At 30.2% G+C, this 26,306-nt stretch carries 17 protein-coding genes; 13 read left to right on the top strand and 4 right to left on the bottom strand.

Annotation, left to right across the window (positions count from 1 at the left end; translation table 11 throughout):
* Positions 1–172 precede the first annotated feature (172 nt).
* The 5 genes from uvrB to KGF36_RS17705 all read left to right on the top strand — a co-directional run bounded on the left by uvrB (position 173) and on the right by KGF36_RS17705 (position 9,904).
* The gene (gene uvrB, locus KGF36_RS17725) at positions 173–2,143 is read left to right on the top strand and encodes an excinuclease ABC subunit UvrB (protein WP_227830041.1); all 1,971 of its coding nucleotides are present in this window, start codon (positions 173–175) and stop codon (positions 2,141–2,143) included.
* Positions 2,144–2,161: 18 nt separating this feature from the next.
* The gene (gene uvrA, locus KGF36_RS17720) at positions 2,162–4,987 is read left to right on the top strand and encodes an excinuclease ABC subunit UvrA (RefSeq protein ID WP_227830040.1); all 2,826 of its coding nucleotides are present in this window, start codon (positions 2,162–2,164) and stop codon (positions 4,985–4,987) included.
* A 228-nt stretch (positions 4,988–5,215) separates the two neighbouring features.
* Positions 5,216–7,033: an excinuclease ABC subunit UvrC gene (gene uvrC / locus KGF36_RS17715; protein WP_227830039.1), complete on the top strand. Its 1,818-nt coding sequence runs from the start codon at positions 5,216–5,218 to the stop codon at positions 7,031–7,033.
* On the top strand, positions 7,033–7,962 hold the full coding sequence (hprK, locus tag KGF36_RS17710; RefSeq protein WP_227435572.1) for an HPr(Ser) kinase/phosphatase: 930 nt from the start codon (positions 7,033–7,035) through the stop codon (positions 7,960–7,962). Before uvrC ends, hprK begins: the two co-directional genes overlap by 1 nt.
* A gap of 145 nt (positions 7,963–8,107) precedes the next feature.
* Entirely contained in the window at positions 8,108–9,904 is a 1,797-nt protein-coding gene (locus KGF36_RS17705) for a MutS-related protein (protein ID WP_227854915.1), read from the top strand.
* A gap of 124 nt (positions 9,905–10,028) precedes the next feature.
* Here KGF36_RS17705 and KGF36_RS17700 read toward each other — a convergent pair whose 3' ends face one another.
* From KGF36_RS17700 to cls, 4 genes are all read right to left on the bottom strand, one after another.
* Positions 10,029–11,810 carry an NADH-dependent [FeFe] hydrogenase, group A6 gene (locus tag KGF36_RS17700; RefSeq protein WP_227842530.1) on the bottom strand — a complete coding sequence of 594 codons (1,782 nt, stop codon included), beginning with the start codon at positions 11,808–11,810 and terminating at the stop codon, positions 10,029–10,031.
* Between the two features lie 22 nt (positions 11,811–11,832).
* The gene (locus tag KGF36_RS17695; protein WP_227830036.1) at positions 11,833–13,719 is read right to left on the bottom strand and encodes an NADH-quinone oxidoreductase subunit NuoF; all 1,887 of its coding nucleotides are present in this window, start codon (positions 13,717–13,719) and stop codon (positions 11,833–11,835) included.
* Positions 13,720–13,735: 16 nt separating this feature from the next.
* Complete coding sequence (locus KGF36_RS17690; RefSeq protein WP_227435580.1) at positions 13,736–14,233, bottom strand: complex I 24 kDa subunit family protein; 498 nt, start codon at positions 14,231–14,233, stop codon at positions 13,736–13,738.
* Between the two features lie 315 nt (positions 14,234–14,548).
* Positions 14,549–16,030, bottom strand: a complete 1,482-nt coding sequence (gene cls / locus KGF36_RS17685) for a cardiolipin synthase (protein WP_227830035.1) — start codon at positions 16,028–16,030, stop codon at positions 14,549–14,551.
* Between the two features lie 318 nt (positions 16,031–16,348).
* On the opposite strand from cls, the gene KGF36_RS17680 reads away from it, so the two are divergent.
* From KGF36_RS17680 to KGF36_RS17645, 8 genes are all read left to right on the top strand, one after another.
* Complete coding sequence (locus KGF36_RS17680) at positions 16,349–17,119, top strand: formate/nitrite transporter family protein (RefSeq protein ID WP_227830034.1); 771 nt, start codon at positions 16,349–16,351, stop codon at positions 17,117–17,119.
* Between the two features lie 273 nt (positions 17,120–17,392).
* Entirely contained in the window at positions 17,393–18,307 is a 915-nt protein-coding gene (gene murB / locus KGF36_RS17675; protein WP_227830033.1) for a UDP-N-acetylmuramate dehydrogenase, read from the top strand.
* Positions 18,308–18,310: 3 nt separating this feature from the next.
* The gene (locus KGF36_RS17670; protein ID WP_227830032.1) at positions 18,311–19,024 is read left to right on the top strand and encodes a PHP domain-containing protein; all 714 of its coding nucleotides are present in this window, start codon (positions 18,311–18,313) and stop codon (positions 19,022–19,024) included.
* A 52-nt stretch (positions 19,025–19,076) separates the two neighbouring features.
* Positions 19,077–19,934, top strand: coding sequence for an RNase adapter RapZ (gene rapZ / locus KGF36_RS17665; protein ID WP_227830031.1), 858 nt, complete (start codon positions 19,077–19,079; stop codon positions 19,932–19,934).
* A gap of 11 nt (positions 19,935–19,945) precedes the next feature.
* Entirely contained in the window at positions 19,946–21,052 is a 1,107-nt protein-coding gene (locus KGF36_RS17660) for a gluconeogenesis factor YvcK family protein (protein ID WP_227830030.1), read from the top strand.
* A gap of 68 nt (positions 21,053–21,120) precedes the next feature.
* Entirely contained in the window at positions 21,121–21,546 is a 426-nt protein-coding gene (locus KGF36_RS17655) for an NUDIX hydrolase (RefSeq protein WP_003416968.1), read from the top strand.
* Between the two features lie 16 nt (positions 21,547–21,562).
* Positions 21,563–22,513 (top strand): DNA-binding protein WhiA, encoded by a 951-nt coding sequence (gene whiA / locus KGF36_RS17650; protein WP_227840770.1) that lies wholly within the window; start codon positions 21,563–21,565, stop codon positions 22,511–22,513.
* A gap of 153 nt (positions 22,514–22,666) precedes the next feature.
* Entirely contained in the window at positions 22,667–26,236 is a 3,570-nt protein-coding gene (locus KGF36_RS17645; RefSeq protein ID WP_227830028.1) for a DNA polymerase III subunit alpha, read from the top strand.
* Positions 26,237–26,306 lie beyond the last annotated feature (70 nt).

Below are 26,306 nucleotides of genomic sequence, written 5' to 3'. Positions count from 1 at the left end.
TATTTTCCATTACTTATAGACTTCTATTATAAAGATAGAAGTCTTTTTTTATATTTTAGATTTAAGTAAAATTTAAATGGGTAAAATATTTAAAATAACTGAAACAATTCTAGAAAGGTATGATATAATAATACATGTTAGGAACTAATGTTCGAAAAGAAGGAGTGATACTATGGATTTTAAACTAAAGTCAGACTTCAAACCAACAGGTGACCAACCAGAAGCTATTAAATCAATAGTGGATTCTATAAATAGAAATGAAAAATTTTCGACATTGTTAGGTGTAACGGGTTCAGGAAAAACATTCACAATGGCAAATATAATACAACAAGTTAAAAAACCTACCCTAATAATGGCTCATAATAAAACACTAGCAGCACAACTTTATAGTGAGTTTAAAGAATTTTTCCCAGACAATGCAGTTGAATATTTTGTAAGTTACTATGATTACTATCAACCAGAGGCATATGTAGCTCACAGTGACACTTATATAGAAAAAGATGCAAGTATAAATGACGAAATAGACAAACTTCGACATTCTGCTACAGCATCTATTTTAGAGAGAAGAGATACAATAATAATATCTTCAGTATCTTGTATATATGGTTTGGGAGACCCAAAAGATTATAAAGAACTTATGTTATCTATAAGACCTGGTATGCAAAGAGATAGAGATGATGTAATAAAAAAGTTAATAGAGATACAATATGAAAGAAATGATATAAATTTTACAAGAGGGACTTTTAGGGTTAGAGGGGATATATTAGAAATATTTCCAGCTAGTAATGATGAAAAAGCAATAAGAATAGAGTTTTTTGGTGATGAGATAGATAGAATAACAGAAATTGATTATGTAACAGGAAAGATTGTTGGGACAAGAAATCATGTTGTTATCTTCCCCGCATCTCACTATGTAACAACACCAGAAAGAATTGAAAACGCAATTGTTCAAATTGAAGATGAACTTCAACAACAAATCGAGAATTTTAAAGAAAATGATAGACTTTTAGAAGCTCAAAGAATTGAGCAAAGAACAAAGTATGATATAGAAATGTTAAAGGAAATAGGATTTTGTCAGGGAATAGAAAACTATTCAAGACATATTACTGGAAGAGAAGAAGGAGAAAGACCATATACACTAATGGATTTCTTTCCAGATGATTATTTGATAATTGTGGATGAAGCACATGTTACTATTCCACAGGTAAGAGGAATGTATGCAGGAGATAGGTCAAGAAAAACTTCTCTTATAGAAAATGGATTCAGATTACCTTCTGCACTTGATAACAGACCACTAAATTTTCAAGAATTTGAAGGAAATATAAATCAAATGTTGTTTGTAAGTGCTACACCAGGTCCTTATGAAATTCAACATTCCGAAACTATAGCAGAACAAATAATAAGACCAACAGGTCTTTTAGATCCAATTATAGAAGTAAGACCTATAAATAATCAGATAGACAATTTGGTAGGAGAAATAACTAAAATAATAGAAAAAAATGAAAGAGTGCTTATAACCACTTTGACTAAAAAAATGAGTGAAGACTTAACTAATTACCTTAAAGAAATAGGAATAAAAGTTAAATATCTACATTCAGATATAGTTACATTAGAAAGAACAGAGATAATAAGAGACTTAAGACTAGGAAAATTTGATGTACTTGTAGGAATAAATTTACTTAGAGAAGGTCTAGATATACCAGAGGTTTCACTTATAGCGATTTTAGATGCAGATAAAGAAGGTTTCTTACGTTCCGAAACAGCGTTAATACAAACTATTGGACGTGCAGCTAGAAATGAAAATGGAAGAGTTATTATGTATGCTGATAGGATAACTGATTCAATGCAAAATGCTATTGATGAGACAAAAAGAAGAAGAGCTATACAGAATTTATATAATGAAGAACACAACATAACTCCTAAGACTATACAAAAAAGTGTAAGAGATAGTATAGAGGCAACTAAGGTAGCAGAGGAAGAAGTTGTATATGGAATAACTGATACAGATGATAAAGAAGAGATAAAAGATAATATAGAAAAATTAAAATCAGAGATGATGGAAGCTGCTCAAAACTTACAATTTGAGAGAGCGGCCGAATTAAGAGATAAGGTAAAACAGTTGGAAGAAAAATTGGAAAAATAGAAAGGTAAAAACAAGGTTATGGAAGATAAAATTATAATAAGAGGAGCAAAAGAGCATAATTTAAAAAATGTAGATTTAGATTTACCAAGAGATAAGTTTATAGTTTTTACAGGATTGTCTGGTTCTGGAAAGTCATCTTTGGCGTTTGATACGATATATGCAGAAGGCCAAAGAAGATATGTAGAGAGTTTGTCTGCTTATGCTAGACAGTTTTTAGGGCAAATGGAAAAGCCAAATGTAGAGTATATTGAAGGTTTATCACCAGCTATTTCAATAGACCAGAAGACTACTTCAAAGAATCCACGTTCTACAGTTGGAACAGTAACAGAAATATATGATTATTTGAGATTATTATTTGCAAGAGTAGGTGATGTGTATTGTCCTACTTGTGGTGAAAAAATAAGTCAAATGACTATTCAAGAAATAGTTGATAAAATGCTAGATTTTCCAGATAGAACGAAGCTGCAAATACTTTCACCAATTGTTAGAGGTCAAAAAGGTACACATAAAAAGGTCTTAGATAATATTAAAAAAGAAGGATTTGTAAGAGTTAGAGTTGATGGCGAAAACTATGAAGTAAGTGATGATATTGTTTTAACTAAAAACCAAAAACACAGTATAGAAGTAGTAGTAGATAGAATAGTAGTTAAAGATGGAATAGAATCTAGACTTGCAGATTCAATTGAAACTGCGGTTAAACTATCTGATGGTCTTGTAATAGCTCAGATAATAGATGGAGAAGAGATTCTTTTCTCAACTAAATTTGCATGTCCAGAACATGGAATTGGGATAGAAGAATTATCTCCAAGAATGTTTTCATTTAATGCTCCTTTTGGTGCTTGTGATGTTTGTAATGGTCTTGGAGAAAGTAAAGAAGTTGACCCAGAACTAGTTGTACCAAATAAAGATTTATCAATAAAACAAGGTGCAGTGGCTGCATGGGGCTCAACAGGTGTCAACGACGATACTTATTATAGCAAAATGATAAAAAGTTTAGCAGAGCATTTTAATGTATCTTTGACAACTCCATTTAAAGATTTACCAGAAGATTTTGTTCAAGAGTTACTTTATGGTAAGGATAATATAATGGTAGAGTTTGTTTATGAATCAAAATTTGGAGGAACTAGAAATTATAAATCATATTTTGAAGGTGTAGTAGTAAACTTAGAGAGAAGATACAAAGAAACTAACTCAGAGTATATGAGAGATAAAATTGAAGAGTATATGGCAGAAAGACCTTGTCCAAAATGTAAGGGATTGAGACTTAAAAAAGAGGTTTTATCTGTTTTAGTTGATGGAAAAAATATAATGGAAGTAACAAACTTATCTGTTAATGAATTGATAGATTTTATGGAAAATATAACTCTTACAGAAAAGCAAAGATTTATAGCTCATGAGATTATAAAAGAGATAAAGGGAAGAGCTAAGTTTTTAAGAGATGTTGGTCTTGATTATTTGAATTTATCAAGAAAAGCTGGAACACTTTCAGGAGGAGAAGCACAACGTATAAGGTTAGCAACTCAAATAGGTTCAGCATTAGTTGGAGTGTTATATGTGCTTGATGAGCCAAGTATAGGTCTTCATCAAAGAGATAATGACAGACTCATAGGCACTCTTAGACATCTAACAGATTTAGGAAATACTTTAATTGTCGTAGAACATGATGAAGATACAATGAGAGAAGCTGATTATGTCATAGATATTGGTCCTGGTGCAGGTATACATGGTGGTGAGATAGTTGCACAAGGGACTTTAGATGAAATAATAGAAAATGAAAACTCAATAACAGGTCAGTATTTAAGTGGAAAAAAACAAATATTAGTTCCTGAGACTACTAGAGAAGGAAATGGAAGTTTTATAGAAGTAGTCAAAGCATCAGAAAATAACCTAAAAAATATTGATGTAAAATTGCCATTAGGTAAGTTTACATGCATAACAGGTGTTTCAGGTTCTGGGAAAAGTACACTAATAAATGACATACTTTATAAAGGTGTTGCAAGTAAAGTAAATAGACTTAAACAAAGAGCTGGTAAGCACAAAGAAATAAAAGGAATTGAAAATATAGATAAGGTTATAAATATTGACCAAAGTCCAATTGGAAGAACACCTCGTTCAAATCCAGCCACTTATACAGGGGTATTTGACTTTATAAGGGATATCTTTGCAGCTACTAATGAAGCGAAAGCAAGAGGCTATAAAAAAGGAAGATTTAGTTTTAATGTAAAAGGTGGTAGATGTGAAGCTTGTAAAGGTGATGGAATAATAAAAATAGAGATGCACTTTTTACCAGATGTATATGTTCCTTGTGAAGTTTGTAAGGGTGAAAGATACAATAGGGAAACATTACAAGTAAAATACAAAGATAAAACTATATCTGATATACTAGATATGAATGTAGAAGAAGCTGTTGAGTTTTTTGAAAATATACCAAACATAAAAAGAAAACTAGATACATTAATGGATGTAGGTCTTTCATATATTAAATTGGGACAGCCTTCAACTCAATTGTCTGGAGGAGAAGCACAACGTATAAAATTAGCATCAGAACTTAGTAAAAGACCAACAGGAAAGACTTTATATATATTAGATGAACCTACTACAGGACTTCATATGGCAGATGTAGATAAGTTAATTCACGTATTACAAAGATTAGCAGATACAGGAAATACAATTATAGTCATAGAACATAATCTAGATGTTATAAAGACTTGTGATTATGTAATAGACTTAGGGCCAGAGGGTGGAGATAAAGGTGGAACTATAGTTGCAACTGGAACACCAGAAGAAGTATCTAAAGTTGAAGGTTCTTATACAGGTCAATTTTTAAAGAAATATTTCTCTTAGGTTGTACAAACTGTGTAAAATTTTAACTGTAAATATATAAAAATAAATTGTAGATAATTACCAAACATAAAGTCCATATTGTTCTTCGTATTTGAGATTGCTTTTAAATCAATTATAGAAGATGATATGGACTTTAACTTGTGTACAATGCTGGAAATTGAATAACTTTTTAATTTTCATATTTTAGGGTATAATTTTAATATAAAATTTAATGTTTTGGAGGGCGAGATGTTTGATATACAAGACCACTTAAAAAAATTACCTTCTGAGCCTGGCGTATATTTAATGAAGGATAAATACGACCACATAATATATGTGGGAAAAGCTATATCTCTAAAAAATAGAGTAAGGCAGTATTTTCAATCTTCAAAAAACCATACATCTAAAGTCAAATCTATGGTTAAAAATATATATAAATTTGAATATATTATAACGGATTCAGAGTTGGAAGCATTAATACTTGAATGTAATTTAATAAAAAGATATAGACCAAAGTATAATGTGCTACTTAGGGATGATAAAACTTACCCATATATTAAAGTAACTACAAATGAAGATTATCCAAGAATTTTAAAGGTTAGAAGAGTGCTTAAAGATAAAGCAAAGTATTTTGGACCATATACCAATATAACTGCGGTAAATGATACTTTAGACCTTATAAATAGTACCTATCCAATAAGAAGTTGTAAAATAGATATAGAAAAAGCAATAAAAAATAAAACAAGACCTTGTTTAAACTTACACATAAATAAATGCTTAGGGCCTTGTACAGGAAAAGTATCTAAAGAAGAATATGGAAAGATGATAGAAGAAATTATAATGTGTCTATCTGGGAAAGAAGAAAAGTTGATGGAGCTCTTAAAAGAAAAGATGAATGAGAGTTCTATGAATTTTAGATTTGAAGAAGCAGCTATATATAGAGATAAAATAAAGGGTCTTGAAGAAATGATACAAAAACAAAAAATAGATGCTACTGTAACCGATTTAAATCAGGATGTAGTTGCCATGGCAAGAGCTCATAATGAAGCCTGTGTACAAGTATTTTTTATTAGAAATGGTAAGATTGTTGGGAGAGAACACTTTATCCTAGAAGGGGTAATGGATAGTCCAAGAGCTTCTATATTAAGTTCATTTGTAAAACAATTTTACAATGAACAAGAGTATATACCTAAAGAACTAATTATAGAAGATGAGATAGAAGACAGTTGTATATTAGAAGAATGGCTATCGTCTAAAAAAGGACAAAAAGTAACAATAAGAGTACCACAAAAAGGAGAGAAAAAAAGTCTAGTTGAAATGGTTAGAAAAAATGCAGTAGAGTACCTTGAAAAATTTTCTGATATGAACAAAAGAAAATATGAAAAAAGTATTGGAGCATTAGAAGAATTAAAACGATTGTTAAACTTAGAAAAATTGCCGATAAGAATAGAGTCTTTTGATATATCAAATATACAAGGAGTAGATTCAATTGGTTCTATGGTAGTCTATACAAATGCTAAAAAAGATAAAAAAGAGTATAGAAGATATAAAATAAAAACGGTTATTGGACCCAATGATTATGATTCTATGGCTGAAATTGTAGATAGAAGATTGAAACATGGAAATTTACCTGACCTTATATTGTTGGATGGAGGAAAGGGACAGGTTAGTGCTGTAAAAAAAGTATTAGAACTTAATGATGTAGACATACCACTTTGGGGAATGTACAAAGACGATAAGCATAGAACTAAAGGGTTAATATGTAAAGAAAAAGAAATCGAGTTGGATAAAACAACTAGTTTATATAGATTTATTGCTAGTATACAAGAAGAAGTTCATAATTATGCAATAACATATCATAGAAGTCTAAGAAATAAAGCTTTGACAAAATCTATCTTAGATGATATACAAGGGATAGGTGAAAAAAGGAAAAAAGCACTACTGAGTCATTTTAAAGATGTAGAAGCTATAAAAGAAGCTACCTTTGAAGAACTTTTAGAAGTGGAAGGAATGAATAAAAGCATTGCAGAGAATGTTTATAATTTTTTTAGGAAGGAAGAAAATTAATGGAAACTAGCAATAAAGTATCAATAAGAGAAATAATAAAAGATTTAAAACTTAAAGTAGTATACATGCCTGATGATGTAGATTATTATGTCTACTCTCAAGATATAAATAGACCAGGTTTACAATTTGCAGGGTATTTTGATTACTTTGCATATGAGAGAATACAAATAGTTGGAAAGACAGAATATAATTTCTTTGGATTGATGGATAATGAAATTAGAGAAGAGGTACTAAATAGATTTTTTTCATATGAAATACCAGCTTTAATAATTTCTAGAGATTTAGAAATAAAGCCAGATGTAATAGAAAAGGCTAAAAAGTATAAGAGAATACTCTTAAGTACAAACAGAAATACAACTAGACTTATAAATAGATTATCAAATTATTTAGATAATAAGTTAGCACCACATACAACGATTCATGGAGTTTTAGTTGATATTTATGGTATAGGTGTTTTGATAAAGGGAGAGAGTAGTATAGGAAAGTCAGAAACAGCATTAGAATTAATTCAGAGAGGTAATAGATTAGTTGCAGATGATGCTGTAGAAATAAGAAAACTAGATGAAAGTATGTTGATGGGTCAGTCTCCTGAATTAATAAGACATTTCCTAGAGATAAGAGGAATAGGTATAATAGATGTCAGAAGCCTATACGGTGTAGGAGCTATCAAAAATTCTAAAATGATAGATTTAGTAGTACATTTAGAAGCTTGGGATGAAAATAAGTACTATGATAGACTTGGATTAGATAAAGAATATGAAGAAATACTTGGTGTTAATGTAGAGAAGTTAGTTGTTCCTGTCAAGCCTGGAAGAAATACTGCTATGATACTAGAAGTAGCAGCAATGAATTTTAGACAAAGAGGAATGGGGTATGATGCAGCCCAAGAATTTACTAAGAAACTATCAAAACTGATTGATACTAAATAATAGAAAATGTATATAAAATAAAATTGTATAGAATATTTATAAAATATATATTATATAAACCGAGTTTAAATTAACGTTTAAAGTTATTAGATTAAATTTAATACTATATTTAAATTTATTATATGATAAGGAAGTTGGAGTCTTTATGGGAATAAACTATTTTAGTAAGCTTTTAGAAAGTACTACTGAAAAAGAATTGCTCTTAAATAAAAAATCAAATAATGTAAGTACAGCTAGGTTAATATCTTTTTTAATATTGATAGCAGGATTTGCTATTGGATTTTACAATAAAAATACAATAGGTATTTTTGTTGGAATTGTGGCATTGATTCTATTTATTTCACTTTTAGTTATTCATAATAAAATAAAAGATGAAGAATCGTATTTTAAGAGTAAGGGTGAAGTGCTAGATAAGTATGTTAAAAGATTTGGTGATGAGTGGAACGAGTTCAAAATAGATGGCAAAGAGTATATACAAGAAGAAAATTCACAAGCAAAAGATTTAGACCTATTTGGAAGAGCATCACTATATCAGTATATTTGTGTGGCTAATACATCCTATGGAAAGCAGTCTTTAGCTAAGTCTTTATGGAATGAAAATCCAGATGATAAGATAATCTTAGAAAGACAAACAGCAGTAAAAGAGCTCTTATCAAAACAGGATTTTTCTATTCATATTCAGACATTAAGTAATATAATTGGTAAAGAGCAAAAAACCAACTCTGATAGAAGTATAGAGTCATTTATAGAGTATGGAGAAGATAAAAATGTATATATACCTAAGTGGATGCATATTTTTACTTGGGGTTTACCTACTGCAACAATATTATCTTTTATATTTTTTATATTAGGTTTTTTGCCTGTGTTACCTGTTTTTTTACTTTTTGTACTTCAGTTAGGATTTGGAGGTTTTGGACATACAAAGCTTATGCAGACCTTATCTCCATTATTCTCGTTTAGTAGAAGTATACAAGTATATGAAAAAATGTTTGAAGTTTTAGAGAAAGAGACATTCGAAAGCCCATATTTAAAAGAATTACAAGCAAAACTTTCTAAAGGTAATGGTGTTTCAAAAGGTATTAAACAATTGAACTCAATAGGTAATGCCGTAAACCTAAGATATAATCAAATAGTGTATATAGTTGCTTGTGGTGTTCTTATGTGGAATTATCACTGTGCAGAATCTCTAGAAAGATGGAAAGGTGTATATGGAAATCAAATTAGAGGATGGCTTGAATCTATTGGAGAGTTTGAAGCTTTAATAAGTTTAACTATTATTGGTCAAGTAAAGGAAAATATCTGCTTTCCAATAATAAAAAATGAAAGTATTCCAAGGTTAGACGTTGAAGAAGTATATCATCCATTAATAGCAGAGAAAAGTGTTGTAGCAAACTCGATAAAATTAAATTCTCAAACCTGTATCATTACAGGTTCAAATATGTCAGGGAAGACGACCTTTTTAAGAAGTATTGGTGTAAACCTAGTATTGGCGTATGCAGGTGCTCCTGTATGTGCTAAAAGTTTTGATGCAACATGTATGGCTATATTTACATCTATGAGAATACAAGATGATGTAAGTCAAGGTATATCAACTTTTTATGCTGAAATTCTCAGAATAAAATCAATGATTCAATATAGCATAAAAGAATTACCTATGTTGGTTTTAGTTGATGAGATTTTTAAAGGAACTAACTCTGCTGATAGAATTATTGGAGCAAGTGAGGCAGTAAAGAAACTATCAAAGCCATGGGTCATAAGTATGGTTACAACACATGATTTTGAGTTATGTGACCTTTCAAGTGGTGGAGATGTAGAGATTGTAAACTACCATTTTTCAGAGTACTATGTTGATGATAAAATCTATTTTGACTATACCATAAAAGATGGAAGATGTAAGACTACAAATGCAAAACAGCTTATGAAAATGGCAGGAATACTTTAACCAAGATAAGTGTAGAAAAGTAGGTTATCTATGATTAAATTAGAAAGGATTGTATAAAGTACTTAAAAGCACTTTATACAATCCTTTTATTTGAGAATATTTTAGTTTCTCAATTTATTAAAATTTATTTAGCTTCTTCACAAGCACATTCTTTTGGACATTCTTCATAAATACAACTCTTATCAAAGTAATGAGTATGAAGGTATTTGTGAGCTACATCGCTATTTGGATCTCCAAAGAAGTCTTTATAAATAGCTTGTAAGTCAGGATTTTCATGAGACTTACGAATAGCCTTGTTTCTATCTATTTCATATAATGCATTTGCACGTCTATCAATTATTTCAGTATTACCATGATGGTAAGGTTGACCAGCTCCTCCAACACATCCACCAGGACATGCCATAACTTCTATGATATGGTACTTACACTCTCCACTTCTAACCTTATCCATCATCTTTCTAGCATTTTTAAGTGTATTTACAATACATACATTAACTGTAGTTCCATCAACATCTATACTTGCTTCTCTGATTCCTTTAAGCCCTCTAACATTAGTAAAGTTTACATTATCTAAAGTTTTGTTAGTTATCTTTTCATATGAAGTACGTAGAGCAGCTTCTAAAACTCCACCACTTGCTCCAAATATAGAAGCAGCACCAGTAGATTTTCCTAATGGATTATCAAAATCCTGGTCTTGAAGATTAGGTAAATCGATAGCAGCTTCTTTTATCATCTTAGCTAGCTCTCTAGTAGTTATAGAAAGGTCAACATCTAATATTCCAGATTCACTTAATTCTTCTCTTGAAGCTTCATACTTCTTAGCTACACAAGGCATTACAGATACAACATAAAGGTCATCTGGATTAATTCCTAGTATTTTAGGTGCATAGTAGTTCTTAGCTATAGAACCAAACATACCTTGAGGAGATTTACAGCTAGATGCTAGATTTAATTGGTCTGGATAATTGTGTTCTAAGAAGTTTACCCATGCAGGGCAACAACTTGTTAATATAGGTAGATTTTCACCTTTTTGAATTCTTTCTATAAATTCAGTAGCTTCTTCCATTATAGTGAAGTCTGCACCGAAGTTTGTATCAAATACATGCTCAAACCCAAGTGATTTTAAAGCAGCAACCATTTTTCCTGTAGATATTGAACCTGGCTCTAATCCAAACTCTTCACCAATAGCAACTCTTACAGCAGGAGCAACTTGCACTACTATAGTTTTTTCTTTTTTATTTAAAACATCCCATAGTTTAGGCACATTATCTACTTCTGTTAATGCTCCAGTTGGACAGACAGATATACATTGGCCACAGAATGTACACTCTGTTTCAACCATATCAGCATTGAAAAATGTACTAACTAAAGTATTAAATCCACGATTAACTCCAGATAATGCTCCTACTGTTTGGATATCATTACATACAGTTTCACATCTTCTGCATAATATACATTTAGAATGGTCTTTAACTAAAGATTTAGTAGAGGTATCTTTACCTGCAAAAGACTTAGAACCTTGATATCTTATCTTTCTTACTCCTAAATCAGCAGCTATAGTTTGTAATTCACAGTCTCCATTTTTTTCACATATAAAACAATCTTGTGGATGGTCTGATAATAGTAATTCAACAATAGTTCTACGAGCATTTAATGCTCTAGCACTATTAGTTTGAACTCTCATACCTTCCTTTATAACTGTTCCACAAGCTGGAACTAAACCTCTCTCTGTCTCAACCATACAAACACGACAAGAAGCGCAAGTGTCAAGCTTATCTATTTCATTCATATGTAAATGACAAAGGTTATGTATTTTTATATTTATTAGTTTTGCAGCATCTAAGATAGAAGTTCCACTAGGTGCTGAAACATGTTTGCCATTGATAGTTAAATTAACTAAACTCATTGTTATTCCTCCTCCAAATAAGTTATTTCTTGATTATAGCATTAAATGTACAATTATCTATACAAGCACCACATTTTAGACACTTAGAAGTATCTATTGCATGTTGTTCTTTAACAGAACCTGTTATACAACCAGCAGGACACACTCTAGAACATTTTGTACAACCCTTACAAGCATCTGTTATGAAGTAAGAAAGTAAGTTTTGACATTTGCCAGCAGGACATTTCTTATCGACAACATGAGCTATATACTCATCTTTAAAATATTGAAGAGTACTTAAAACAGGGTTTGGAGCAGCTTTACCAAGACCACATAATGAAGCAGTTTGTATAGTTTCAGCAAGGTTTTCTAGGTCGTCTAAATCTTGTAGAGTACCATTACCTTCTGTAATTTTAGTTAATATTTCTAATAATCTTGTAGTACCTATACGACAAGGTGTACATTTACCACAAGATTCTTCAACAGTAAACTCAAGGAAGAATTTGGCTATATCTACCATACAGTCAGATTCATCAAGAACAAGCATACCACCAGAGCCCATCATTGAGCCTATAGAGCTTAATGAACCAAAGTCTATAGGTATATCTAAATGTTCAGTTGGTATACATCCACCAGATGGTCCACCTGTTTGAACTGCCTTGAAGTTCTTACCTTCAGGAATTCCTCCACCAATTTCAAATACAATATCTCTTAAAGTAGTACCCATTGCAACCTCAACAAGACCTACATTTTCTACTTTTCCACCAAGAGCAAAAACTTTAGTACCACTAGAATCATCAGTACCTAAGTTAGCAAACCAGTCTCCACCCTTAAGTATGATTGCTGGAATATTAGCAAAAGTTTCAACATTGTTTAAGCAAGTAGGAGATTTCCATAATCCACTCTTAGAAGAACTATAAGTCTTCATTCTAGGTTCACCACGTCTACCTTCAATTGAATGCATTAAAGCTGTACCTTCACCACAAACGAAAGCTCCTGCACCATATTTTAATTCTAATTTGAAGTTAAATCCAGTACCTAAAATATTTTCACCAAGTAAGCCATGTGCTTCAGCTTGAGCTATAGCTACTTTTAGTCTTTCTATAGATTTTGGATATTCAGCTCTTATATATATGTATCCTGTATCAGAACCTATAGCATATCCACATATTGCCATAGCTTCTAGTACGCTATGAGGGTCTCCTTCAAGTACAGATCTATCCATGAATGCACCAGGGTCTCCTTCATCAGCATTACAGACAACGAATTTTTTATCAGTTGGGCCAGCAGGATTCTTTGAAGCAGCTTCCCATTTAGAACCTGTAGGGAATCCAGCTCCTCCTCTACCACGAAGACCAGAAGTCTTTACTTCTGCAATAACTTCTTGAGGAGTAAGAGATGTTAAACATTTACCTAGAGCTAAATAACCATCATTAGCAATATAATCCTCTAAACTATCTGGGTCTATAAGCCCACAATTCTTTAGAGCTATACGTAATTGTTTTTTGTAGAAAGACATTTCTTCTTGTGCTTCTACTTTTTTATTTAAAGATTCTTCTTCATATAATAATTCCTCAACAACTGTATTTCTAATTAAGTGATTTTGAACTATCTTTTCAGCATCAGATGGTTCAACTTTCACATAGAAAACGTTATCAGGATAAACTTTTACGATAGGACCTTGAGCACAGAAACCAAAACAACCTGTTAAGCGAACATCAACTTTGTCTTGTATTCCTGATTTTTTTATTTCATTTTCTAATTCACTAACTATTTCCATACTGTTTGAAGATGTACATCCAGTATCACAACAAACAAGTAATTCTCTTCTTAATACATTTTCCTTAGAATAATTTTTTCTTAGGCTAAGACTAGGTTTTAGCTCATCAGCTAAAACTTTTAATTCATCAAATGAATTTACTTTACGCATTATTTATTCACCCCTCTTAACAATTCAATTCTAATTCTCTATAAGTATCTAATATTTCGCTTACTTGATCTGGTTTTACTTTACCATAAACTTTACCATTTACAGTAACAACTGGAGCTAAACCACATGCCCCCAAACATCTTAAACCTTCTAAAGAAAATTTAAAATCACTAGTAGTTTCTCCAACTTTTATACCAAGCTGTTTTTCAAAAGCACTTAATATCTTATCAGCACCTTTTACAAAACATACAGTACCTAGACAGACACTTATTTTATACTTACCTACAGGTTCTGTAGTGAAATAAGAATAGAATGTAACAACCCCATATACCTTTGCAGGAGCTACTCCAAGTCTTTTAGCAACATGAAGTTGTACTTCTTTTGGAAGATATCCAAATATACCTTGAGCTTCATGTAGAACTTGTATCAAAGCACCTTCTTTTGTTGCAAGAGAGTCAATAAATATATCTAATTCGTCAAATAACTGCTTGTTGTGTGAAATAAAATCGCACATAACAAATCCCCCTTTTCTTTTTAAAGTTATTATTTTTCATAAAATAATTAACCATGCGTTGACACCAATATTATGTTGGTGAACAAAACCAAAACAATAAAGAAAGAATAATATACAACAATTTCTTTATTCATAAAAACAATGCAAAAAAGTTACCTATTAAAAAAAAACTATACTAGTCTATTATAATATAAAATAATTCAGAATAGTTAAAAAAAATAAAAAAAATGGACTGAATTCAATAAAAAAAAAATAATATATATAAAAAACTTTAAAAAATAAACCAAAAGGTAAAATTTTTATAAAATAAAAGATTTATAAAACTGATGATAATAGTCGAGAAATTGATTCCTTGATTTTTATATAAGTAGACCTAGAATTATATACATCTAATGTTATTTCTTTTGAATCTAAAATATCATTTTCAAATATAACTCTTTGCTCTAGTGCTTTTTTTGAAGAGTACATAAAGGCATTTACTTCAAAATTAAGCTCAAAGCTTCTTATATCCATATTAGCTGTTCCTATAGAACATATAGAGTCATCTATAACTATTGTCTTAGCATGTAAAAATGCATTTTCACCATAAGTGTAGATTTTAGCTCCAAATTTTAAAAGTTCTCCAGCATATGAATATGATGCCCAGTATACAAAAGGATGGTCAGGTTTAGAAGGAATCATAATTCTTACATCAACACCAGATAAACAAGCTATTTTTAAAGTATCTATAAATGTTGAGTCAAGTATTAAATAAGGACTCTGTATATATATATACTTTCTAGCTTTCTGAATCATTTTAAGGTAACCATATTTAATTTCATCGAGCTCTGATATATCTGGACCACTTGATACTATTTGAATCCCAATATTTTCAGAAGGACAATCAGAAGGTGTTTCACTTTCTGCGAAGTACTTTTCTAAATCTAAATCTTCTTTAGTTGTATATCTCCAATCAAGGATAAATCTCATATTTAGGTCAATTACACAATCACCAGTAAGTTTAGTATGTGTATCTCTCCATAGACCAAATTTTGGATTTCTACCTAGATATTCGTCTCCAACATTGTATCCACCTACAAATCCTACTTTTCCATCAATGACAACAATTTTTCGGTGGTTTCTGTAGTTTAAGTTAAAGTTTACAATTTTTAAGAATGATGGAAAGAAACTTCCAACTTTAACACCACTTTCTTTTAATCTAGAAAGTGTACTATTTTTTAGTGTTCTACCACCAACGGCGTCAAATAAAAGTCTTACTTCTACACCTTCTTTGGCCTTATCTACTAGAATGTCAATTATTTCAGTTCCAATTTTGTCATCTTTGAAAATGTAAAACTGTATATTTATATATTTCTTTGCTTTCTTAAGTTCTTCAAGAAGAGTGTTAAAAAATTGACTAGACTCAGCGTAAATCCACACATCATTATTATTGGTATAATGAGCATTATTTGAATTAGCTAATGCATAAATCATATCCTTATGTTGATGTATTTCTGAATCAATTTCAGATGTAGATTGTAATTTAACTTGAGTATCTAGTATATTGCTTTTGATTATCTTATCGTCCTTTTCTTTTACTCTAAACATATTGTTTTTTGAAATATTTCTACCAAAAGCCATATAAAGTATAAATCCAAGAGCTGGTATTAATACTAATATAAGAAGCCATGTTAGAGTTGTGTTTATATTTCTCTTTTCTCTAAAAATGAGATTTAGTATAACCATGAAATTAATTACATATATTGTAGTAACTGTTATTTCATATATTGACATTTCGAAAAATGATATATTAAACATAAAATTTCCTCCTTTTGGGTATTTAGTAAAATCAGTAATTATATATAATAACTCGAACATATATCTATTATATATAATACCTCAATAATAAAAAAGTAAAATAAATAATCAAAAGGTAAATTTTTCAATTTAAATATAATTATTTCGAAATTAACAAAGTTAGTATATAATAAATAATATAATTATATAGACATAAGTATATATAAGCATATAGAAAATTTTTTATATTAATAAAATTTATTATATATCATATTGTTATTATATAATTATTGCCATAAAAAGACAAGGAAAAGTATAATTTTTAAGGGGGAAGGATTTATGAGTAAAGGATTCTTGACACCTGGGGAAACTGCACAAGCAACTATAAGTGCAGGTATTAAAAAAGCGAATATTTCAACACAAAATGCAATTTTATTAGGTTTATTTGGAGGAGCATTTATAGGTTTTGGGGGATTGGGGAGTATAATAGTTAGCCAGACTTTTGGTAAGATAGACGCAGGAATAGCTAGTTTTTTAAGTGCTATGGTCTTTCCAGTAGGTCTTATGCTTGTAGTGGTAGCAGGAGCAGAGTTATTCACTGGAAATACTTTAATGCTTATTCCGCTTATGGACAAAAAAATAACATTGGGAAAAATGCTAAGAAACTGGGGACTAGTTTATTTTGCCAATCTAGTAGGTTCACTACTTTTAGTGGCACTTGTATACTATTCTTCTACATTAACAGGGGATGCAGCTACAAAAGCCATAGCTGTAGCAGAAGCTAAAGTTAATTCAACGATAGTTTCAATGTTTTTAAAAGCAATACTTTGTAACATTTTAGTAGTTTTAGCTGTATGGATGGCTACAGCATCTCAAGATATAGTATCTAAGTTAGCTTCATGTTGGACAGTAATAATGTTATTTGTTTTATGTGGATTCCAACATAGTGTTGCAAATATGTTTTTTATACCAATGGGAATGGCATTAGGAGCAGATATTACTATGGTTCAATTAATAACTAATTTGGTATTTGTAACGCTTGGAAATGTAGTTGGAGGTTCTATAATAGTTGGAGGAATTTATTATCTTTGCTATGTGAAAAATAGTTAGATAAATAATACGAATTAAATAGCCTTTTAAAGCATTGATATCAGCGATATTGATGCTTTTTTTAAATTATTTATGTTCTTTTATATGTTGTTATTTTTTTTTTTTTACTTTATTATATATTTATTGAATATAGTTTGGAATTAAAAAACTTAAAAATATGAAATCTGTATGATAAGCAAAATCATATATTATTGAATATAGTTAATACTATACATTAATATAATTTAGACAATACTGACAACTGAAGTTTAGTATAATTTGGGAGGAAATACAATGAATAATCAAGATATATATGAAAATTTATTAAATATATTAAGCAAAGATGATATAAAAATAGATGAACCTATGAAAAAACATATCTCATTTAGAGTTGGAGGTCCAGCAGATATATTGGTTAGACCTAGAACTGAAGAACAGCTAAAAAATGTACTTCAGTTAGTGAAAAAAGAATCTATGCCATATTTAATAATTGGAAATGGTTCGAATATTCTAATTAAAGATGGTGGAATAAGAGGCATAGTAATAGAACTTGCAGACAACTTTAATTCTTATGAGATAAAGGGTACTAAAATAATTGCTCAGTCAGGAGCTTTATTATCTGTTTTAGGTAAAGCTCTACAAAAACAAGAACTAAAAGGATTTGAGTTTGCCTCAGGTATACCTGGAACATTAGGTGGAGCATTAGCCATGAATGCAGGAGCATATGGTGGTGAAATGAAAGATATAGTAAAATCAGTAAGATTAATAGATATGGAAGGCAATATCTTTGAACTGTCAAATGAACAGATGGAATTTGGGTATAGAAAAAGTATAATAGCGAAAAATGGATATATAGCTTTATCAGCAGAAATAGATTTGCAAAAAGGAAATTATGATGAAATAAAAAGTTTAATGGATGATTTAACAACAAGAAGAACAACTAAGCAACCATTAAATTTTGCTAGTGCAGGAAGTACATTTAAAAGACCAACAGGATATTTTGCAGGTAAGTTAATAGAAGAAACTGGATTAAGAGGACTTACTTTGAGAGGTGCTCAAGTATCTGAGAAGCATTGTGGATTTGTGGTTAATTTAGGAGAAGCAAGTGCTAAAGATATTTTAGATTTAATATATGTTATAAAAAGTTCTGTATATGCCAAGTTTGGGGTTATGTTGGAAGAAGAAGTCAAAATACTTGGAGAGGATTAACAAATGAAGATATTGGCTGATTATCATACACATACATTATATAGTCATGGTAAGGGAACTATTGAAGATAATGTAAAGGTGGCCATTGCTAAAGGGATAAAGACAATAGGAATATCAGACCATAGTTATAAGCATATTGCATATGGTGTAAAGACGAAAGATATTCATAAAATGAGAGAAGACGTAAATTCTTTGAATGATAAATATAGTGATATAAATATACTTTTGGGTATGGAGTGTAACATATTAGATGATAAAGGTAATATAGACATGGATGACAAATTTATAAAAGAACTTGACTATATCATGGCTGGATACCATTTTGGTTCTACTCCTACATCATTTGGAAGTTTATTAAATCATTGTAATAATTATATTTTTAAAACTGAAAAAGCAAAAGAGTATAATACAAAAGCTGTAATAAATGCTATGAATAATAATGATATTTTTGTAATTACACATCCTGGTGATAAAGGTGATGTATATATAGAAGAAGTAGCAAAGGTAGCAAAAAAGACAGATACGAGGCTTGAAATAAATAGTAGCCATTCTTTTTTAAATGTAAAACAAATAAACGAAATAAAAGAAATAGGAAATAAATTTATAATAGGGTCAGATGCACATTGCCCAGAAAGAGTGGGTGATTTTAAACGAGCTATGAAAGCTGTATATGATTCAAATATGGATATATCATTAGTAGAAAATATTATAGTGTAATAAACAAAAGATAAAAGTGTAATAGACTGAAGATAAAAAGGAGGAGTTAGCAATGAAATTTGTTATAGTTACAGGTCTTTCAGGGTCTGGAAAAAGTGAAACAATGAGAGCTTTAGAGGATATGGGATTTTATTGTGTAGATAATCTACCTCCTGCTTTGATAACTAAATTTGCAGAATTATGTTATCAACCAAACTCAAGTATTGATAAAGTTGCTTTAGGTATAGATATAAGAGGAAGAAAGTTTTTTGAAGCTCTTCATGAGAGTTTAAACTACTTGGAAAAAGAAAATTATGAATATGAAATGGTGTATTTAGATTGTAATGATGATGTATTGTTAAAGAGATATAAAATGACAAGGAGAAATCACCCATTGGCGAAAGACATGCAAATTCCAGAAGGTATAAAAATGGAAAGAAAAATAATGGAGCCTTTAAAGGGATTTTCTACATGCATAATTGACACAACTAATATGAAACCGAAAGACCTTAAGGAAGAAATAAAGAAAATATACTCTTCTGGTGAAGAGAATCCTAATCTAACTATATCTGTAGTATCTTTTGGATTTAAACATGGTATACTTGCTGACGCAGATTTAGTATTCGATGTAAGATTTCTTCCTAATCCATATTATATTGAAGAATTGAGATCTAAAACTGGTGACGATAAAGAAGTCAGAGATTATGTCATGAATTCTAAAATTAGTGAAGAATTTTATGTGAAGCTTTTAGATATGATTCATTTCTTAGTACCTCAATATATAGAAGAAGGAAAACAACATCTAGTAATTGGTGTTGGATGTACAGGTGGAAGACATAGGTCAGTTACTATAACAAATCTTATAGCGGAGGATTTATCTAATAAAGGATATAGAGTTGTAAAAAAACACAGAGACTCTATGTTACGATAATGGAGGCAAACATGGCTAAATTACTTATTATTGTAGGAATTTTAGGTTGGATTGCATTAATTGTATCGTTATTTATATATAAGAAAGCAAAAAATGAAAAAGTAAGGTTATTTCAGAGGTCTGTTATCGAAAACAGAGACCCCAATGTAGTAGTAATAGGTGGAGGAACTGGTCAATCAGTGTTTCTGAGGGGGCTTAAACACTCTACACAGAATATAACTGCGATTGTTACTGTTGCTGATGATGGTGGAGGTTCAGGAGTATTAAGAGAAGACTTAGGAATGCTTCCACCAGGAGATATAAGAAATTGCCTATTAGCACTTGCAAATATAGAACCAACTATGAATGAAGTTATGCAATATAGGTTTACAGAAGGACTTTTAAAAGGTCAAAGTTTTGGAAATCTATTTTTAGCTGCTATGAATGGATTATATGGAAACTTTGAAAAAGCTGTGTATAAATTAAGTGAGATTTTTGCTATAACAGGTAGGGTTTTGCCAGTAACACTAGAAGATGTAAACTTAGTTGCTAAATTAAAAAATGGTGAAATAGTAAATGGTGAATCTAGTATACCTGAAGAATCAAAGAATCAAAAAAGTTCTATTGATGAAATTTTCTTAAATCCTAAAGATGTTAAACCATTAGGAGATGTTATTGCATCTATTTATGATGCTGATATTATAATTATGGGTCCTGGAAGTTTATATACGAGTATAATACCAAATCTACTTGTAGATGGTGTTGTAGACGCCATTAAAGCCTCTTTAGCACCAAAAGTGTATATATCAAATATAATGACTCAGCCAGGGGAAACAGAAGGATATAATGTATTAGAACATGTTAATGCGATAATAAAGCATACTGACAATAATTTGATAGATTATGTGATAGCAAATAACGAAATATTGCCAGAAGGAATGCTTGATTTATATAAACAAGATGGAGCAGAACAGGTTTTACTAGATAAAAAACAAAAAGATAAGTTAAAAGAGATGGGTATAAAAACTGTAGAAAAAAATTTGATTGAAATAAAAAATAATTATATAAGACATGATGCAAAATATATATCTAACATAGTTATTGAGTTAGCCCTAAGTCATAATTACAACAAAAGTTAGTAAAAAAGGATTTTAAAAAAAAGTGTAGAAATCCTTATCATTATGTTAGTTTTAAGGAGTGAACATCGATGAGAGAAGAGGTTAGTGCTGGTGGTGTAGTCCTGTTTGGCAATACAATTCTTTTACTAAGGAAGTTCAATGGAGATTGGGTGCTACCCAAAGGAAAAGTAGAAGAAGGGGAAAATAACCAAGAGGCAGCGTTACGTGAAGTAAGTGAAGAAACTGGAGTAAAAGCAGATATATTGAAATATTTAGGTGAAATACATTATACATTCAAAGAAAACTGGGATGAAAATAGAGCAGTTCATAAAACAGTTTTTTGGTACTTAATGCAAGCGAAAAATATGGATACTATTCCACAAAAAGAGGAAGGCTTTATTGATGCTAAATTTATCCATCTAGATAGAGTGGTAGACCTAGCTAGGTATGATGATGAAAAGGAGATAATAAAGGTTGCCTTACAAGAAATAAAAAAAAGGTTAAAGAAAAATTAGTTAATGGGTGATATATATGTCTTTTTCAACTGAAACCAAAAATGAACTAGCGAGAATTGTATCTGAGAATGAATGTTGTAATATAGCTGAACTATCAGCTCTAGTTAAATCAGGGGGAAGTATACAAATTGTTGGATATAAAAAACTAAATTTAAAAATAACAACAGAATTAAACTCAATAGCCCGTAAAGTCTTTAAGTTATTAAAAAAGAATTTCAGCATAAATACTACAATTTCTGTAAATAAAAATCAAATGTTAAAGAGAAATAATAGTTATGTGTTAATGGTAACAAGTGAAATGGGTTCAGAAATGTTATTAAAAAAGTTAGGTGTATTGGAAGAAAAAGAGGGATTTTTTACTATAAATAGAGTTCCAGAAAGTTTAGTTAAACATGATGGATGTAAAAGAGCCTTTATAAGAGGAGCTTTTCTTGGTGCAGGTTCTATAAGTGACCCAGAAAAAAACTATCATATGGAATTTGTAACTAACAATGAGGATTTTGCAGATTCATTAAAAGAACTTATAAATTCTTTAGGCTTTAATAGTAAAATTGTGGCTAGAAAAAATAACTATGTTGTTTATCTTAAAGAGAGTGAACAAATATCAGATTTGTTAAGTATTATAGGAGGACACCACGCTCTTTTAAGTCTCCAAAATACTAAAATAGTAAAAGAAATGAGAAACAATGTAAACAGAATAGTAAATTGCGAGACAGCTAACCTTTCTAAAACAGTAAATGCAGCCGTAAGACAAGTAGAAAATATTAGACTAATACAAGAAACTATAGGGATTAGTAGCTTACCAGAAAATTTACAAGAAATAGCCAAGATTAGAATTGAGTATGAAGATATGACTCTCAAGGAACTTGGAGAGATGTTAGACCCGCCAATAGGAAAATCTGGTGTCAATCATAGACTTAGAAAAATAGAAGAAATCGCAACAGACTTGAAAAAAAAATCATTATAATAAATTTGAGGGGACAATCTCAAAATAAGAATTAATTTCAACATATAGGGCTATAGGTGGAAGTTAATTCCTATTTTGAGATAAAAGTCTCTGTTTTTGTTTTAAGACGTGTATTTGTGGTAAAATTAAATTTATAAAACAGGAGGTGATTTAATGGAAAAAGATTTTGCTCATCTTCATGTACATACTGAGTATAGTTTACTTGATGGATTTTCGAGGGTGAAAAAACTTATAAAAAGAGCTAAAGAATTAAATATGAGTTCAATTGCTATTACTGACCATGGCTGTATGTTTGGTGTTATAGATTTTTATAAAACAGCTATAGAAGAAGGAATAAAACCAATTATAGGGTGTGAAGTTTATACAGCTGCGCGTGGATTAAGAGATAAAGACCCTAATTATGATAAATATCAAGGACATTTAGTTTTATTAGCTAAGAATATGGAAGGCTATAAAAATTTGATAAAAATAGTCTCGACTTCATATGTAGAAGGCTTTTACTATAAGCCTAGAGTCGATATGGAAGAACTTAGAAAGCATTGTGAAGGGATTATAGCACTTTCTGCATGTCTTGCAGGAGATGTTGCACGTGCTTTGATGAATAGAAATTATGAAAAAGCAAAAAAGTTTGCCATTGATTACAGAGATATATTTGGTGAAGAAAATTTCTTCTTAGAAATTCAAGACCATAATTTACCAGAACAGAGAGAAGTGAATTCTGGTTTGGTGAAATTATCCAAAGAACTTGGTATTCCATTAGTTGCTACTAATGATGTCCACTATGTAAATAAAGAGGATTCAAAAATACATGATGTTCTTATGTGTATTCAAATGGGTAAAACAGTAAATGACCCAAATAGAATGAGATTTGGAAGTGATGAGTTTTATCTGAAATCAAGAGAAGAGATGGAAGAATTATTCCCATATGCACTAGAGGCTATTGATAATACTGTAAAAATAGCTGATATGTGTAATGTAGAGTTTGATTTTAATACTATACATCTTCCTAAATACGATGTACCAGATGGATATACACCAGAAACTTATTTAAGAGAATTGTGTTTTAATGGATTAAAAGAGAGATATGATAATCCTGATAGTGAGATACTAGATAGATTAAATTATGAATTAGATGTAATTGAAAAAATGGGTTATGTGGAATACTTTTTAATAGTTTGGGACTTTATAAATTTTTCTAAAGAAAATAATATTATAGTAGGACCAGGTAGAGGTAGTGCGGCAGGTTCAATAGTAGCATATACACTTAAGATAACTGATATAGACCCAATAAAATATTCTCTCCTATTTGAACGTTTTCTAAATCCAGAACGTATATCTATGCCAGATATAGATATAGATTTTTGCTATGAAAGAAGAGAAGAAGTTATAGACTATGTAAAGCGAAAATATGGTGATGACCATGTTGCACAAATAATAACTTTTGGAACAATGGGTGCAAAAGCTGCAATAAGAGATGTCGGAAGAGTATTAGATATAGGCTACAATAAGGTTGATAAGATAGCCAAAGAAATACCATTTGCTTTAGGAATGACGATAGATAAGGCATTAGATACAAATCCAAACCTTAAGGATTTATATGACCAAGACCCTGAAACAAAAGAGATAATCAATATATCAAAGCAAATAGAGGGAATGTTAAGACATGCTTCCACTCATGCAGCAGGAGTTGTTATATCCAAAAATCCTGTAGACGAGTATGTACCTCTATACAAGCATCAAGATGCAATCACAACTCAATTTACTATGACAACACTTGAAGAACTTGGTCTTTTAAAGATGGACTTTCTTGGATTAAGAACACTTACAGTTATAAGAGATGCACTTGATTTAATAGAAAAGAATAGAACAATAAAAAATTATACTGAAAATATAGATTTTTCAAAGATGGACTATGATGATCCAAAAGTATATGAAATGCTTTCATCTGGAAATACTTTAGGAGTATTCCAGTTAGAAAGTGCTGGTATGAGAAGTTTTATGAAACAGCTGAAGCCAGATAATTTTGAAGATATTGTAGCGGGTATATCTCTATTTAGACCAGGTCCTATGGACTCTATACCAGCATATATAAAAAATAAAAGTAATCCAAAAGATGTAACATACTTACATGAGAAATTAAAACCAATAATGGAAGTTACATATGGATGTTTGGTATATCAAGAACAAGTTATGCAAGTTGTTAGAGATTTAGGTGGATATAGTTATGGTCGTAGTGACTTGGTTAGAAGAGCCATGAGTAAGAAAAAAATGGATGTAATGGAAGAAGAAAGACAATATTTTATTCATGGGAAATTTGATGAAGATGGTAACATAGAAATTGCAGGATGTGTTAGAAATGGTGTAGAAGAGGAAATAGCCAATAAAATATTTGATGATATGATAGATTTTGCTCGTTATGCATTTAATAAATCACATGCAGCTGCATATGGAGTTTTAGCATATGAGACAGCTTATTTAAAAACATATTATCCTGTTGAGTTTATGGCAGCTTTAATAACTAGTGTTATGGGAAATACTGATAAGGTAGTTGAATATATAAGAGAATGTAAAGCATTAGATATAGATGTGTTGCCACCAGACATAAATAAAAGTTTTTCAAAATTCTCGGTTGAAGGTGACAACATAAGGTTTGGCCTGGCTGCTGTAAAAAATGTTGGTGTGAATATAATAAACAATATAATTGATGAAAGAGAGTCTAATGGATTATTTATAGACTTAGTTGATTTAGTTAAGAGATTAGACCAAAAAGATACAAATAAGAGAGTAATAGAAAGTTTAATAAAATGTGGAGCTTTTGATAATATAAGTGAAAATAGAGCTAGTTTGATGGCTGGTTATGAAACTTTACTAGAAAGTGTATCTATGGACAGAAAGAAAAATGTTCAAGGTCAAATTTCATTATTTGATGCTTTTGGAGATAGTGAAGAAGATAGCGACTTTCAACAAATATATAATCTACCTAAAAGACCAGAATATGAAGAAAGAGAGAGACTTAATCTTGAAAAAGAAGTTCTGGGAATGTATGTAAGTGGGCATCCTTTATCGCAATTTGAAAAAGAATTACAAGAAAAAACATCTATAGATAATGGAAAGTTAAATTCATTAAAAGAGGATGAAGAGTCATATATACAAATGAATGAAACAGATGCAATAATGGGTGGGATGATTGTAAATAAAACGATAAAAACCACAAAAAGAAATGAAATTATGGCATTTATTGAGTTGGAAGATTTATATGGTGCAATAGAAATAATAGTTTTTCCTCAGTTATTACAAAAATATAATGTTATTTTGAATGAAGACAATATAATTTATGTAAAAGGAACATTAAGTATAAAAGAAGGCGAAAATGCAAAACTTATAGCTAGAGAAATAAAAGATATAAAAGACAATACTGATTTTGAAGCTAAAAAATATAATTCAGTAAGAACTAAAAATGTACAAAATGTTAAATTAGAAAGTGGTAAAAAACTGTATTTAAAAATAGATAGTATGTCTGATACAGATACAACTTACAGTATTATAGAAATAGCAAAACAATATCCAGGTAATGACAGTATATACTTATATCCTATGGATGAAAATATAAATGGTAAGCGCAAAGCATATAAAATGACAGGAGTATCGACTTTTATATGTGATGAATTTGTAAACAATTTAGAAAGATTACTTCCTAAGGATAACATAAAGATAAAAGCTTAATTTTTTGGATAAAAATCTAAATATATTATAATAATATGAAAAATATTGTCCGTTTTGTGATATAATATCA

Source organism: Clostridioides sp. ZZV14-6009, assembly GCF_020658095.1.
In the GTDB taxonomy this organism is placed as follows: Bacteria; Bacillota; Clostridia; order Peptostreptococcales; family Peptostreptococcaceae; genus Clostridioides.
Note: the sequence above shows the minus strand (reverse complement) of the source record. Positions and strands in the feature narration are given on the sequence as shown.